Origin of the sequence: Pleomorphomonas sp. PLEO (assembly GCF_041320595.1) — a bacterium.
Taxonomy (GTDB): Bacteria; Pseudomonadota; Alphaproteobacteria; order Rhizobiales; family Pleomorphomonadaceae; genus Pleomorphomonas.
Window position 1 is genome coordinate 4,894,798 of the sequence record NZ_CP166625.1, and the last position, 15,141, is coordinate 4,909,938.

Consider the following 15,141-nt stretch of genomic DNA (forward strand, 5'->3'; position numbering starts at 1 on the left):
GCTGAGAATGCTCCGCCTCTCGCCCCCGGAGAAGCCGTTTGCGACTTGACCGGAAAATCCTCGACAACGCGGCAGTGAGCCACATCCTGCCGCATCTTCTCGCCCGCTACGTGCTGGCGGTCCACCGCACCGCCCGACTGGCGGTCGTGCCGGCCGATGCCTTTGATGTGGCACGGGCGGAAGCCCCGGTTATCTTCACCTTCTGGCATGGCCTTGCCATGATGTCGGGCCGCGCGGTGCCACTCGACTTGCCAATCGTCCCGATGGTCGCTCGCAACGCGGCGGCCAGCGTGATCGCCGACGCGGCCGGCACGCTTGGCGTTCGGACCATTCGCGCTTCCGGCGCGCAACGCGCTCGCTCCCAGCTCCGAAAGGGCGGAGCCTCCGGCTTCCGTCAGGCACTGAGGGAACTCGCTGCCGGAAACTCGGTGCTGATGACGGCCGACGTTCCCAAGGTGGCGCAGGTGTCCGGTAGGGGGGTCATTCAGTTGGCTCGGCTGTCCGGCCGACCGATCATTCCAATCGCCTACGTGTCCCGCTATGGCCTGCGTTTCAACAACTGGGATCGCATGGTGGTTGATCTGCCCTTCTCCCCGGCGACCATCCGGCACGGCGCGCCGATCCGCGTTCCTGCCGATTCCGCCGACGAGACCGTCGAAAAGCTGAGGCGCTTCCTCACCGAGGAGCTTGATCGGATCACGCAAGACGCCTACCAACGCACGGGAATCGCCGAAAAATTCAGATCCGGCCCCCTAGAAAAAGACCGTGCCGCCGATGGCTGATCTCGGAGACGTGCTGCTTTCGACGTGGATTGCCCTGACCCGGCTTGCCGGCCCGGTCGGCGCGGTCATCGTTGGCGTGCGTCGACATCGTGGCAAGGAAGATCCGGCCCGGTCGGCCGAGCGACTTGGCCATCCGTCAGTGACACGGCCGGAGGGACCGCTCGTCTGGGTCCATGCTGTCAGTGTTGGCGAGGCGATGGCGGCCATGCCGGTGATCGACCGGCTGATCGCCGAAGGCAAGGGCGTGCTGGTCACCACGGTTACCACGACTTCGGCTGCGCTCGTCGCGCATCGCCTGAGACCGGGACTGATCCACCAGTTCGCACCGCTCGATCTTGCTGGGCCGGTCGACCGCTTTCTTGCCCATTGGCGTCCGGATCTCGCGGTGTTCGTCGAGAGCGAAATCTGGCCGGTGGCCATTGGCCGCCTTGCTGACCATGGCATCCCGCTGGTCGTTGCCAATGCCCGATTGTCGCCGCGCTCCTTCCGGGGCTGGCAGAGAGCGGCGCCGGCGGCGCGGGCGGTGTTCCGACGCATGTCGCTGGTGCTGGCTCAGACCGATGACGATGGGGCTCGCTTCTCCGGGCTCGGGGCGCCCAAAGTTTCCACATTCGGCAACATCAAATTCGACGCCGGCCTGCCGGACGTCGGGCTGGCCGATCTCGATGCGCTGAAGGAGGGCATCGGTGAGCGACCGGTAGTGCTGGCCGCCTCAACCCACCCCGGCGAGGACGAGGTGGTGCTGACCGCATTTCTGAAGATCAAGGAGAATCGGCCGGAGACGCTGCTCGTCATTGTCCCGCGTCACCCGGTGCGCGGCGGCGACATAGCGCTGCTCTCGGGGGCAGCCGGCCTTGCAACACGTCGTCGCACCGCCGGCGAACTCCCCGACGCGACGACAGAAGTCTATGTTGCCGACACACTTGGCGAACTGGGTGCCTTTTTCAGTCTCGCCGACGTCGTGTTGATGGCGGGAACGTTCATCGACGGTATTGGCGGTCACAACCTCATCGAACCGGCCCGTCTCGGCGCAGCGGTGATCAGCGGGCCGCATTTTTCCAACTGGCTCGACATCTATCACGCGTTCATCGACGCTGGCGGGCTAAGGATTGTCCACTCGTCCGACGAGCTGGCCGAGGCAACGCTGAGCCTCATCGACGATCCAGCCCTCAGAATCGTTCAGGCGAAAGCCGGTGAGCGGGTGGTGTCGGGTTCGGCGGGCGCCGTTGCGCAGACCATCGAGGCCATCACGCCGATGATCGGCAAGCCCTCTGGTGGCGGTCCATGCTGACGCCGGCCTTCTGGTGGAAGCGAAAAGGCCCCACCGCCCTATTGCTGGCTCCCCTCGGTCTCATCTATGGCGCCGTTACGGCGCGACGCATGCGGCGACCCGGCGGCGCTGAGCCGCCGCTTCCACTCGTCTGCGTCGGCAATTTCGTGGCTGGTGGGGCGGGCAAAACGCCGACCGCCATCGCGCTCGCTCGTTCCGCCCGCTCGGTCGGCCTCGATCCCTGCTTCCTGACCCGGGGCCACGGCGGCCGCCTCAAAGGGCCAGTGCTCGTCAACATAGACCGTCATACTGCCCGTGACGTCGGTGACGAGGCCTTGCTGCTCGCCCGTGTGGCACCAACGGTCGTGGCGCGACGACGCGTCGATGCCTTTCCACTCCTCAGAGCGACAGGCACCGACCTCTGCATCATGGATGATGGCTTCCAGAATCCATCGGTGAAAAAGACCTTCAGCTTCGTGGTCGTCGATGGAACGGTGGGGGTTGGCAACGGCTTGCCGCTACCGGCCGGACCGCTTCGGGCGCCCCTTCGGCGGCAGATGCTTTTGGCCGACGCAATCATCATCTACGGTGACAGCAAAAATGGACAGCGCGTTGTCCGTACGGCCGCTCGGGCCGGCAAGCCGGTGTTCCGCGCCGCACTGAATGCCAACGCGCCACCAGCCGCCCCGCATCGCCGGCTCTATGCCTTTGCTGGCATCGGTCGACCAGAAAAATTCTTCCGCTCGCTTGAAAACGAGGGCTACCGCCTCGCCGCACGCCGGGCCTTTCCCGACCACTATCCCTACCGCTTCTCCGACCTCACCCGCCTCCTCGACGAGGCAGATACGCTCGATGCCGTGCCGGTGACGACCGAGAAGGACGCCGTACGTCTGCCGCGCGGCATCGTCGGCAGCAACTGGTCCCGCGACCGCGTTGCCATATTCGGTGTGCACACGCGCTTTTCGGAAGAACAAGCTGTGGGGTCGCTGCTCGTCGATATCCGGCGGCGCTGGATGGCGCGACACTTCAGCTAAGGCTGATTGACAGCAAACCTGAAGCTCTGCTCAGCGTGCGCCAGTATGCCGGCGGTAGGCGGTAAGCGCCGCCTCGGAGTCGATATAGGGCTCCTGGTGCTCGGCGGACCAATATTTCAGGTCCTGCAGCAGAATGGGACGACCAGTGATCGCGCAACGGACGTAGTTGCCGTTGCGGAGGATCTGGTAGTCGCCGTCGAGGTAGCGGATCTGCGCCTCGCCGCCGCCGAAGGGAGTGTCCGTGCTGTTCAACATGAAGCGTGAATAACCTCCACTTGGCCGCCGCGCAAGAGAATCATGCCGCGACTGCGAGGCGGTCGATCGAACGTCGGGCTATCCAGAGAGCAGGCAGGCCAAACAGGGCGGCTCCAATGCTCCACCAGAGGATCACCGCATCGGCGCTGCCGTGCCAGACGCCGAGCCAGCAGAATGGCAGCGTACCGAGCGTCGCCCGCCCCCAGTTGAACACGGTCGAGTAGGACGCGAAGCCGAGGTTGTTGAAGGCGGCATTGGCTACGAACAGCGCGCCAGTGAAGATGAACGTCGGCGCCGCCCACAGGCAGTAGAAGGCGATCATCTCCGCTACACGGCCGGTCGCCTGAAAGGCCCAGTTGATGGCGTCGGTCCCCAGGAACAGAAGCATCCAGATGACGACCACATAGACCGCCGTGAACACCGCGCTGTCGGCAAGCGTTTTGCGAACGCGATCGAAACGGCGGGCGCCGACGTTCTGGCCGAAGATGGCCCCGACCGAGCCGGTGAGTGCGAAGATGCCGGCAAAGCAAAGCGGATAGATACGGCCGATGATCGACCAGCCAGCCACCGCCTCGGTGCCGAAGCGCGCGACATAGGCTGTGACCAGCATGTTGCTGATCGGGGTCGCGAGATTGGTGAGGATAGCCGGGAACGCGATGGCAAAGAGCGGCCCAGCGTCGCGACGGACACCCTCTAGCGTTGGCCACGCCAGCGCGTGGAGGCGCGGCACAAGGCCATACCAACCGACCGCGAGTGCCACGAAGCGAATCAGCACCGTAACGATGGCGGCGCCGGTAACTCCGAGATCCAGTCCGAAGATGAAAATCGGGTCGAGGATGGCGGCGGCGCCAGCACCGGCAAGGTTGATCCACAAAGTCATGCGCGGCGCGCCGAAGGCCATCAACACACCACCCATGGCCATGCTGAGAGCGAGAAGCGGCATGCCCAGCATGGTGATCCACAGGAAATGCCGGGTGACTTCGAATGCACGCCCCTCGGCACCGAGCAGCGCGAGGCAGGGATCGAGTACGGCGGTCAAGGCCAGGGCCACAACTGTGGTCGAAGCGAAGGAAATGATCAGACCGGATGTGGCGACTCGACGAGCGCCGGCACGATCGCCTGCGCCGATGCGCCGGGCGGTATGGGCGGTCACGCCAATGGAAAAGCCAATGCCGACCGATACGATGATGAACAGCACGGCGCCGGCGTAGCCCATGGCCGCCGTCAGCACCTCGTCGTTCAGAAGCGATATGTAGAGGAGGTTGACGAGATCGACGCTAAAGATCGCCATCAGCCCCAGCGAGCCGAGGGCGGTCAACGCCACCACGTGACGGAACACTGGCCCTTCCACATAAGCAGCAGCGGCGGGCGCGCCGATGGCGTGCGTCATCGTGAAACCTCTCATGCGTTCAAGAACGGACGAAGCGAAACCGGCCGGATGGCCTCAATTCAGCATGTCGTCCGTAGCATCCTTGAGGTCCTGAATCTGGCAGCTTTGTTCGCCGGTGATGCCGGTGCAGACCTCGAGCGAGCCGCGGTGAATCATATCCACGGAGACGTAAAGGATAATGAGCAGGCCGATCCAGGCGATCCAGCGGAAGCGATGCAGCAGGCGAGCGATCAGCGTGGCGGCCGCCCCCATCATGCCGACCGACAACAGAAGACCGATCACCAGGACGCCGACGTGGTCCCGCGCCACGCCGGCCACCGCCAGAACGTTGTCGAGCGACATGGAGACGTCGGCGAGGATGATCTGGGTCAATGCTTGGCCGAAGGTCTTGCCGGCCGATGCCGGCGTCACATCGCAGGCGGCTGCGTCGAGCGCCTGCTCGGCCGCTTCGACACCGCGCGCCTCCTCGTGGCGGCTCGACCGGATCTCGCGGAACATCTTCCAGCAGACCCAGAGCAATAGAACGCCGCCGGCCAGCGTCAGCCCGACGACAGCCAGCAGATGCGTGGTAATGACGGCGAACAGGATACGTAGCGCAACGGCGCCGCCAATACCCCAGAAAATGACCTTACGCCGGATGGTCGGATCGACACCGGCTGCCGCCATGCCAACGACGATGGCGTTATCCCCCGCCAACACGACGTCGATGAAGACGACCTGTGCCAGAGCGGCAAGCTCAACCGACAGGAAATCCATTGAAAACACGGCGTGCGTCCCAACCTTGTTCGGCGAGACGCCGAGATCAGACCTGTCGGGCCATACTCCCGACCGCCGGTCAGGTAGGGCGCCCGAGGGAAAATTTCAATGGGCTGACGGAATTTAAGTCCTCGATATTTCTACGGATATAGGCGTTTCGAGCAGACCGTGGGCGACGAGCACATTCTCAAGCGCCGAGGGCGTGGTGAAGACCGCCGCGGACATCCCCGCGGCCCGGGCACCGTCCACGTTCTCCGGCATATCGTCGGTGAAGAAGCTCTCTTCTGGATAAAAGCCTAGCTGTTCGAGCGCCCGATGAAACACCTGCGGGTCTGGTTTCATCGTCGAGAAGGAGGAGGACACCAGGAAACGATCGCCGACAAGGCGAGCAAGATCTGGAGCCAGGGTTTCCCTGTAGGCATGAACTAAGGGGCCGTTATTGGTCAGTACGCCGACAGCTGTTCCAGTTGCGATCAGTCGCTCGATAAGGGCGAGCGTGCCGGAAATGAGCCGCATGGCACGCCGGCGCGCCTCGACCCAATCTGTGACGGCGAGCGGGTAGCCGAGACGGTTGCGCCAGGATTCGATGTACAGCTCCGATGTCGGAAACGCGCCACCGTCGGCGGCCGCTTCCAGCCCCTCGCTCCAGATACGATCGTTGATGAACGCCGGCTCCAGGCCGGTGACACTGGCAAGGTAGGCAATGCGATCGGCGCGGGTATAGGTGTAGACGACATCGTCCATGTCGAACAAGGCGAGGCGGATGGAAGCCGGCATCGATCAGGTCGCCGTGCCGCCAATGGTGACCGCGTCGATGCGAAGCGACGGCTGGCCGACCCCGACCGGCACGCTCTGGCCAGCCTTGCCGCACATGCCGATACCACGGTCGATTTCGAGGTCGTTACCGATCATGGAGACGCGCTTCATTGCCTCCGGGCCATTGCCGATCAGCATGGCGCCCTTGATCGGTTCGCCGACCTTGCCGTCGCGCACGCGATAGGCTTCGGTGCAATCGAACACGAACTTGCCGGAGGTGATATCTACCTGCCCGCCCGAGAAGGAAACGGCGTAGATGCCATCCTTCACCGAAGCGATGATCTCCTCGCGGCTCTTGTCACCCGAGAGCATGTAGGTGTTGGTCATGCGTGGCATCGGCACATGAGCATAGGACTGGCGGCGGCCATTACCGGTGGATTCGGCGCCCATCAGGCGGGCGTTCTGACGGTCCTGCATATAGCCGACGAGACGACCGTCCTCGATCAGCACCGTTCTGCGGCTCGGCGTTCCCTCGTCGTCGATGGTGAGCGAGCCGCGCGCTTCCGGCAGCGTACCGTCATCGACGATCGTGACGCCCTTTGCCGCCACCTGTTCACCCATCAGACCGGCGAAGGCGGACGTCTTCTTACGATTGAAATCGCCCTCAAGACCATGGCCCACCGCCTCGTGCAGCAGCACACCGGTCCAGCCAGGGCCGAGCACGACATCGAAGGTGCCGGCCGGCGCCGGTTTCGCCTCGAGATTGACCAGCGCCTGCCGAAGCGCCTCATCGACAGCATATTGCCAGCGTTCCGGCGTGATGAAGCCGTCGAGCCCCAAGCGGCCGCCCTCGCCGTAGGAACCGCTCTCCTGGCGGTCGCCGTTGCCGGCGATCAGCGAAACATTGACACGGACCAGCGGCCGTACATCTCGGAGATGGACACCGTCGGCGCGGATGATCTCGACGATCTTGTGACTGGTGGTGATCGACGCCGTCACCTGCCGTACGCGGGGGTCGCGGGCACGCGCCCAGGCGTCGATCTCAGAGAGCAGCGTGACCTTGTCGGAAAAGGCTGGCGACAGGAGCGGATTGACGTCGCCGTAGAGCTTGCGATTGGTCGGCCGCGGCGGTTCGGCAAGCGTGCCGGAATAGCCCATTGAGACGGCCTTCACCGCGTCGGCGGCTCGGCGCAGCGCCTTTTCCGAGAGATCATCGGCATGCGCGTAGCCTACCGCCTCGCCGGCCACTGCCCGAAGACCAAAGCCCTGGTTGACATCGTAAGTGGCGGTCTTGAGGCGGCCGTTGTCGAAGCTGAGCGCCTCGCCTTCCGAACGTTCCAGGTAGAGTTCGCCATCATCGGCATCGGCGAGCGCATCGGCAACGATGCGCTGCGTCATCTCGGGGTCCAATCCGGCGAGAGCGAGAAGGTCGTGGCGTTCGGTCATCGGCGGCAGCGTCCCATCATAAGGAGGATCGACTCTTCCATAAAAGCAAACGTCCGGGTGCTCCAGCCTCCGGACGCGCAACATGTCGTGTTTCCGGTCCGACCGTACAAGTGCGTACTTACGGCAGAGCGTCGAAGCCTTCCTTGAACCCCTTCAGCGAGATTGGAATGCCGATACCGTCTTCCGGCGAATCGTAGATGATGAACAGCGCCTTGGCACTCTTCTCCAACTGGCTGACCAGGTCGTCCTGCAGAACCACCTCGGCGTAGCAGCCGCGCGCTCGGCAACGAACGAAACCGACGCGGCCAATGTCCTTGTCGTCGATCCGAAGCCCCAGCCCGGCCATCAGATAAACACCAAGCGGGGCGAGGACCCGCATGATCTTCGCCTTCTTGTCGACCGTCTTCACGATCAGCACGGAAAGGCCAATGTTATCACGGTCCTCGGCGGTAACATTCTGCACCATGGCGCATTGCTTGTCGCGCGCGCCGACCGGCTGGTCGCAGCGGATCTGCCAATCGCCGTGCACCGACTCGACTTTACCGTCGACGAATTCCTGCGCCACCGCCGCGGAAAGCGTCGCCGGCAGCGAGCCCAAGGCGAGCAGAGCGGAAAGGCAGGCGGAAAGAACGGTCCTCATGACGGTTATGATCCTCTCGTCAACGTCCCAGACCCAGGAGACCGGCGGCGAATCGCCGGCCGATCCTTATTCCCATACTTGCAGCGGCGCGAAAAGACACGGTCAGGCAAACGGCGGTCCACCAGTAGCCTCACCGGCGCCCATCGGCGTTGCCGAAGCCCCCGGCACACGGTCCGGCACACGCGGCGGCGCGTCGGGAACGGCAACCGGGGCTACTTTGGCCACCGCCTTCTTGGCCTTTTCCATAAGCTTGCGAACCTCGTCGGCGCTCATCGGCGAGCCGAACAGGTAGCCCTCGAGATAGTCACCACCGAGGCCGGCGACCTCGTCGAGGTCGGCGGGGCGGTCGACCCCTTCAACCACCAGCTCCAGCTCCAGATCATGGGCCAGCGAGGCAATGGTTCTGAGCAGTGCCTGGCGATGGCGGCCCGAACTCCGCAGAACGTTCTGGTCAACCTTCAGCGTGCCCGGCGGCAGCCGCTGCAAATAGCTCAGCGAAGAAAAGCCCATACCGAACTCGTCGACCGCAAAGCCCGCGCCGAGCTCCTTCAACTTCATCAGCATCTGCAGAGAGAATTCCGGGCTCTCCATCAAGAGCCCCTCGGAAAACTCAATGTGCAGCACGTCGCGCGGCAGCCCGGTGCGCGACAGGACGGCCTTGACCTCGTTCAGGAGTTCGTGGCGGAACACCTGCCGGTTGGAGAGGTTGACCGACATGGTCAGCGTGTCACCGAACGGCAGATGGTCGCGCCAGTCGGCCAGTTGGCGAGCGGCTCGGTCGAGCAGGAAAAGACCGAGTTGCGCCACAAGACCCGAACGAACGGCGATCGGCATGAACTCGGCGGGAGGAATCGAGCCCTTGCGCGGATGATTCCAGCGCAGCAGCGCCTCGAAGCCGGCCACCGATCGATCGCCGGCCCGGATGACCGGCTGGTAGAGCACCGTCAGTTCGCCCTTCTCGATAGCGCCGCGCAGATCCTGCTCGAGCGCGGTGAGATCGGCCGACATGATGCGGAGCGCAGGGCGGAAGGTCTCGATGCGGTCGCCGCCCAGCTTCTTGGCAAAGGCAAGCGCGATCTCGGCGTCCTGGATCAGGGTCCGCGCTTCCTTGTCGTCGCCATCGGGCACGGCAATGCCGATCGAGGCGGTGAGGAATACCTCCTTCTCGCCGACGACGATCGGCGCGCGTACCGCCCGCTTGACGGTGTCGGCGAAGGCGGCAAGCCGGTCTGAGGCCTGCTCGGACACCAGCACGATGCCAAAGCGATCACCCTCAACGCGCGACAGCGTATCGAGCGGCTTGACGAGCCGGCCAAGCCGACGGGCCAACGTCAGGAGGATGGTATCGCCAACCGATAGACCGAGCGTCTCGTTGACCTGGCGGAACCGGTCGAGATCTATCAGGAAGACCGCTGGGCGGCGTTGGTTGTCTACCTTGGCGCGGGCAAGGTCGGAGGTGAGGCGGTCGAGATAGAGCTCGCGGTTCGGCAGGGAGGTCAGGTTGTCATGAATGGCGTCGGAGAGCAGACGCTCCTGCGCGACCTTCATGTCGGTAATATCGAGCAGCGTTCCAACGCAGCGAATGACCTCACCATCCGAACCGAGGATCGGGCGAGCGCGCAGGCGGAACCACTGATAGTGGCCGTCTTGGGCACGCATGCGGAAAGTCTGGCTGAGGCGGCCCTTGCGCGTCTCGACGACGGCGTCAAGCGTCGCCTTGAAGCGTTCCCGATCTTGCGGATGCAGATAGTCGAGCCAGTCGCGTGCCGGTCCCTCGAGACGGCCGCGCTTGAGGCCCAAACTCTCCTCGGCCTCGGCTGAGGTGACGATCTGGTCGGCGAGCACGTCCCAGTCCCAGATCATGTCGCCGGAGCCGGTGAGCGCCAGCGCCTTGCGCTCGCTGTCGTCGACCTGTCCTTGCGTGATGGCACCGCCTGCAAAGGCGTGCTGCATGACCGTAAAGCCGAGTAGCAGGACGACCAGAACCAAGCCGCCGGCCAGCGCCGGCTGAGCAAGGTCGCTGACGAGACGGCCGGAGACGGCGAGGCCCGTGCCGGCCAGCCAGGCGAGAAACACCAGCCAGGTCGGCACCAGCATGATCGCCCGGTCATAGCCGCGCAGCGACAGCGCCACGATCAACACGAAGCCGATGCCGCCTAGGGCAGCCAGCGCCATGCGGGCGATACCAGCGGTGATCGAGGGATCGTAGAGGGCGAGCGCGAACAGGCCGATCAGAGCCAGAAGCGTGATCAGCATCACGTGGCTGTAGCGCACATGCCAGCGATTGAGGTTGAGATAGGCGTAGAGGAAGATCACCATGGTGACGGCGATCATCACCTCGGAGCCGGCGCGGTAGAGCTGATCGGTTCCCGAGCCGACGGCGAAAACCTTGTTCCAGAATCCGAAGTCGATGCAGAGATAGGCGAGCACCGCCCAGGCGAGCGCCGCCGTCGCCGGGAACATCATCGACCCCTTGACGACGAACAGGATGGTCAGGAACAGCGCCAGAAGACCGGAGATGCCGAGCACGATACCACGGTAGAGCGTGTAAGCGTTGACGCTGTCCTTATAGGCATTCGGCTCCCAAAGACCGATCTGCGGCAGGTCGCGCGTTCGCAGTTCGACCACGAAGGTGACCACCGTGCCGGGATCGAGCGTCACCAGGAAAACGTCGGAATCCTGGCTGGTCTGTCGTTCCGGAGCGAAGCCTGAACTCGGTGTGATCGCCGCGATGCGCGATGCGCCAAGATCGGGCCACATGACGCGCGAGCCAACCAGATGAAAATGCGGAGCAACGATCAGGCGGTCGAGCTGCACATCCGACTGGTTGGACAGCGAAAACACCACCCAGGACGGATTGGAATCGATGCCCTTGGCCCTTACCTCAATGCGCCGGACGACACCGTCGGGGCCAGGCGCCGTCGACACCTGGATCGAGTTGCCGGCGTCCCGCCGATACTCGACGGCATGCGTGAGATCGAGCGCCTTGACATCCTGCTCAACCAGAATGGGCTCGGCGGCCAGAGCATGATGGGGTGTAAAGCCGGCGGCGAACACCAGCAGCAACAAGGCGACAGCGGCGCGGACGAAGGCCAAGGACACTCTCCAGCTCGACTGGCGAACAGTTCAGTTTTCGTGAGCCGCGCCGGATACGCGGCGGCTTTGTCAGGGTGCGCGGCGGCTACGACGGCAAACCGCCGGAGATCCTTCGCGCGGCTTCCTCCGAAGCGCGTCGGGAGAGATATAACCGAGGACGGCGGCCGTGCAAACCGCCCCTTCGGTGGCCTGTCAGGCAGCGCCCTCGTCATCAACCATCCGCGATAGCAACACGTGGTCCTGCCAGCGGCCGTCGATCAGAAGATAGCGCCGCGCATAGCCTTCGCGAACGAATCCGGCTTTTTCGAGAAGGCCAAGCGAACGATCGTTGCCGGGGATGCAAGCGGCCTCAACTCGGTGAAGTCTTAACTCGCCGAATGCGAAGTCGAGAATCAGGTCAACCGCCCGGCGCATATAGCCACGACCGGCATGACGCACGCTCATCCAATAGCCGAGGCTGCAGCTCTGGGCGACGCCTCGACGGATATTGGACAGTGTGACACCACCGAGCAATGCCTCATCGTCACGACGGAAGATAAGGAAGGCAAAGCCGCTTTGCTCAGCCGCCTCGCGCTGAACGCGACGAACGCGCCGCTTGAAGGCGGCTCGCGTCAAGTCCTCGGTCGACCATGTCGGCTCCCAGGGCTTCAGGAAAGTCCGGCTTTCGGATCGTTCGGCTACCCAGACGGCGTAATCGGCTGCCGCCGGCAAGCGCAGACAGACGGCGTCGTCCTCCAGCACCGGAAAATTTCCGGAGGCTACGACGCCGAAGAAGGTCATGCCGCGCTCGCTTTTGTCGACACCGCGCTGGCGGCAATGGCCCCCACCGAGGGAACCTTGGCGATCGGCCCGATGGCCGCGAGCGTCGGGTTGGGCGCGACGACGATCTTTTCCAGGAACTCGCAGACCCTCTGCGGTGTCACGGCGTTGATGCGGGTGACCAGTTCGTCGAGCGGCAGAGTGCGGCCATGGAACATGATGTGACGGGCGATCTGGCCAGCCCGCGCTACAGGGCTCTCCAGCGCCATCAAAAGACCGGCGCGGAGCTGGGATTGAGCGCGCTTCACCTCCACCTCGCTGACCTCCGTCGAGGCGCGGGCGATCTCGTTCATGGTTTCCTCGACCACCGCGCCGGCGTCGCGTTCACCGGTTGCCGCCGATATGCCAAATATACCGGCGTCCTCGAAGCCCCAGTGAAAAGCATAGATGGAATAACACAGGCCGCGCTTTTCTCGGATTTCCTGGAACAGTCGCGACGACATGCCACCGCCGAGGATCGAGGAAGCGATCTGGGCGGTGATATAATCGTCGTCGCCGTAAGCGATGCCGGGAAAGCCGAGCACCACCTGCGCCTCCATCAGGTCGCGTTCTTCACGCGCCTCGCCGCCCACGTAGACGGCCCGTTCCGGAACAACCGACTCCGCCTCGCCGAAATGCTGGAATTTGCGGCGCGCAAGGCGAACGAGCTCACGGTGGCCGAGCTTGCCAGCGGCTGCGATCACCGTGCGACCGCCGGTGTAGTGACGGTTGAGATAGCCGCGAAGTGCGTCGTCGGAGAAACCCTTTACGGTTTCGATCGAACCAAGGATCGGTCGGCCGATCGCCTGTCCTGGGAAGGCGGCCTGCTGGAACATGTCGAAGACAAAGTCTTCCGGCGCATCAAGGGCAGCACCGATTTCCTGACCGATGACGTGTTTTTCGCGGTCAAGCTCGTCGGGCTCGAACAGCGAGTTCTGCAAAATGTCCGAGAGAATATCGAGGGCGAGCGGCACGTCGCCGGCCAGCACGCGGGCATAGTAGCTGGTGCTTTCGATGGAGGTGGCGGCGTTCACCTCGCCACCGACGTTCTCAATCTCCTCGGCGATATCCTTGGCCGAGCGCTTCTTGGTCCCCTTGAAGGCCATGTGCTCGAGAAGGTGGGAGATGCCATTCTCGTCAGCCGCCTCCGACCGCGATCCAGCCGCCACCCAGACGCCGAGCGCAGCGGACGCCAGATGCGGCATGGAATGGGTGACGACGGTGATGCCGTTTTCCAACTTTGTTACTTCGACGGCCATCCGACCATTTCCTCCCTAGAAGGCCAGCTTTTCAGCAAACTCTGCATGGAACGAGGCGCCACTCAACATAAAGTTTCGCGTCACCCTTCACTTTTGCCGGCGCCACCTCCCTGTGGGGCCGGTCCTTCAGGCAAGAACCCGCGCCCGTTGCCTTACGAAGGCCTCGACGACGGCAAGATCGTTGGCAAGCGCCGTCATCCGTTCAGGCCGCTCCATAAGATCGCCCAGGAAGGCCGGCAGGGCCGGCCGCTCGCCGCTCGCGGCTTCCACCGCGTTGGGGAATTTGGCCGGATGGGCGGTGGCAAGCGTCACCATCGGTACGCTCCCGCCGGTGAAGGCACCGGCCACCACCACACCGTTGCCACCGTGGGTGTCGATCAGATAGCCCGCCTCGGCTCGCAAACGCCGAATAAGTGCCGCCGTCGCCTCGACCGATGCCCGGCCGGCACCGAATTCGGCACGGATGGCGCTGTAGGCAGCGTCCGGCAGCGTAAAGGAACCCGACTGGGACAGCGTCTGCATCAGACGCGTCACCGTCGCCGCGTCTCGGCCACAGGACTCGAAAACCAGGCGTTCGAAATTCGAGGACACCTCGATATCCATCGACGGCGAGGTCGACGGCACGACGCCGGTCGCCTCGTAGCGGCCTGTTTCGAGGGTTCGGGCGAGGATGTCGTTGACGTTGGTGGCGATCACCAGCTTGGCGATGGGTAGCCCCATCTTCTTGGCGACATAGCCGGCGAAGATGTCGCCGAAGTTGCCGGTCGGCACCGTGAAGGACACCTTGCGGGCCGGCGCGCCGAGCGCCACGGCGGCGACGAAATAGTAGACCACTTGCGCGGCGATACGGCCCCAGTTGATCGAGTTGACGCCGGAAAGACTCAACTCGTCGCGGAAGGTGAAGTGGTTAAACATGCCCTTTACGAGGCACTGGGCGTCGTCGAAGGTACCTTCGAGGGCAATGCAGTGGACATTGCTGTCGGCCACTGTCGTCATCTGCCGGCGCTGGACGTCCGAAACTCGGCCGTTTGGGAACAAGATGAAGATGTCAGTGTTGTCGCGGCCACGGAAAGCTTCGATTGCCGCGCCACCCGTGTCGCCGGAGGTGGCGCCAACGATGGTAGCCCTGGCGCCGCGCTGGCCGAGCACATGGTCCATCAGGCGGGCGAGCAACTGCATCGCCACGTCCTTGAAGGCCAGCGTCGGCCCGTGGAACAGTTCGAGCAGGAAATGATCGGGGGCGATTTGAACGAGCGGCGTCACCGCCGGATGGCGGAAGGTACCGGTGTAGGCGGCATCGATCATGGCCCTGAGATCGGTGTCGGCGATATCGCCATCGACGAAGCGCGAAATAATCTCGAAGGCGACGTCGGCATAAGGCCGGCCGGCGAAGGAAGCAATGGTTGCCGCGTCGAGCGTCGGCCAAGTCTCTGGGACGTAAAGACCGCCGTCGCGGGCGAGACCGGCGAGAACGACGTCGGAAAAGCCAAGGACGGGCGCACTGCCACGGGTACTTACATATCTCACGGAATTCTTCCCTGCCCTCACATGGCGACGGTCCGACGGTTCGCCTGCCTTCCGTAAAATGCTCTAGCGGCGGCGCGACACCGCCGCAAGCGCAGCGGTGGCCCGCAAAGACCGTTTTTTGCCGATCGACCT

At 63.9% G+C, this 15,141-nt stretch carries 13 protein-coding genes; 3 read left to right on the forward strand and 10 right to left on the reverse strand.

The window, feature by feature from the left end:
• Window positions 1-38 precede the first annotated feature (38 nt).
• From AB6N07_RS22625 to lpxK, 3 genes are read left to right on the forward strand one after another with little or no spacing between them, the layout of a single operon-like run.
• Window positions 39-782 carry a lysophospholipid acyltransferase family protein gene (locus tag AB6N07_RS22625; protein ID WP_370675297.1) on the forward strand — a complete coding sequence of 248 codons (744 nt, stop codon included), beginning with the start codon at window positions 39-41 and terminating at the stop codon, window positions 780-782.
• Window positions 775-2,073: a 3-deoxy-D-manno-octulosonic acid transferase gene (locus AB6N07_RS22630; protein ID WP_370675298.1), complete on the forward strand. Its 1,299-nt coding sequence runs from the start codon at window positions 775-777 to the stop codon at window positions 2,071-2,073. Before AB6N07_RS22625 ends, AB6N07_RS22630 begins: the two co-directional genes overlap by 8 nt.
• Window positions 2,067-3,086: a tetraacyldisaccharide 4'-kinase gene (lpxK, locus tag AB6N07_RS22635; protein WP_370675299.1), complete on the forward strand. Its 1,020-nt coding sequence runs from the start codon at window positions 2,067-2,069 to the stop codon at window positions 3,084-3,086. The genes AB6N07_RS22630 and lpxK overlap by 7 nt, the downstream gene beginning before the upstream one ends.
• Window positions 3,087-3,116: 30 nt before the next feature.
• Here lpxK and AB6N07_RS22640 read toward each other — a convergent pair whose 3' ends face one another.
• The 10 genes from AB6N07_RS22640 to thrC form a co-directional block, all read right to left on the reverse strand.
• Entirely contained in the window at window positions 3,117-3,341 is a 225-nt protein-coding gene (locus tag AB6N07_RS22640) for a DUF2093 domain-containing protein (protein ID WP_370675300.1), read from the reverse strand.
• Between the two features lie 40 nt (window positions 3,342-3,381).
• Window positions 3,382-4,731: an MATE family efflux transporter gene (locus tag AB6N07_RS22645; RefSeq protein WP_370675301.1), complete on the reverse strand. Its 1,350-nt coding sequence runs from the start codon at window positions 4,729-4,731 to the stop codon at window positions 3,382-3,384.
• Window positions 4,732-4,785: 54 nt separating this feature from the next.
• Complete coding sequence (locus tag AB6N07_RS22650) at window positions 4,786-5,487, reverse strand: TerC family protein (RefSeq protein WP_370678304.1); 702 nt, start codon at window positions 5,485-5,487, stop codon at window positions 4,786-4,788.
• Between the two features lie 123 nt (window positions 5,488-5,610).
• Window positions 5,611-6,264, reverse strand: a complete 654-nt coding sequence (locus AB6N07_RS22655; protein WP_370675302.1) for an HAD family hydrolase — start codon at window positions 6,262-6,264, stop codon at window positions 5,611-5,613.
• Between the two features lie 3 nt (window positions 6,265-6,267).
• The gene (gene tldD / locus AB6N07_RS22660; RefSeq protein ID WP_370675303.1) at window positions 6,268-7,689 is read right to left on the reverse strand and encodes a metalloprotease TldD; all 1,422 of its coding nucleotides are present in this window, start codon (window positions 7,687-7,689) and stop codon (window positions 6,268-6,270) included.
• Window positions 7,690-7,807: 118 nt separating this feature from the next.
• Window positions 7,808-8,329, reverse strand: a complete 522-nt coding sequence (locus AB6N07_RS22665; RefSeq protein WP_370675304.1) for an invasion associated locus B family protein — start codon at window positions 8,327-8,329, stop codon at window positions 7,808-7,810.
• Window positions 8,330-8,431: 102 nt separating this feature from the next.
• A complete protein-coding gene (locus tag AB6N07_RS22670; protein WP_370675305.1) occupies window positions 8,432-11,425 on the reverse strand; it encodes an EAL domain-containing protein in 2,994 nt (997 codons plus the stop codon).
• 192 nt (window positions 11,426-11,617) lie between these two features.
• Window positions 11,618-12,205, reverse strand: coding sequence for a GNAT family N-acetyltransferase (locus AB6N07_RS22675; RefSeq protein ID WP_370675306.1), 588 nt, complete (start codon window positions 12,203-12,205; stop codon window positions 11,618-11,620).
• Window positions 12,202-13,482, reverse strand: coding sequence for a M16 family metallopeptidase (locus AB6N07_RS22680; protein ID WP_370675307.1), 1,281 nt, complete (start codon window positions 13,480-13,482; stop codon window positions 12,202-12,204). Before AB6N07_RS22680 ends, AB6N07_RS22675 begins: the two co-directional genes overlap by 4 nt.
• A gap of 126 nt (window positions 13,483-13,608) precedes the next feature.
• Window positions 13,609-15,009, reverse strand: a complete 1,401-nt coding sequence (thrC, locus tag AB6N07_RS22685; RefSeq protein WP_370675308.1) for a threonine synthase — start codon at window positions 15,007-15,009, stop codon at window positions 13,609-13,611.
• Window positions 15,010-15,141: the final 132 nt, after the last annotated feature.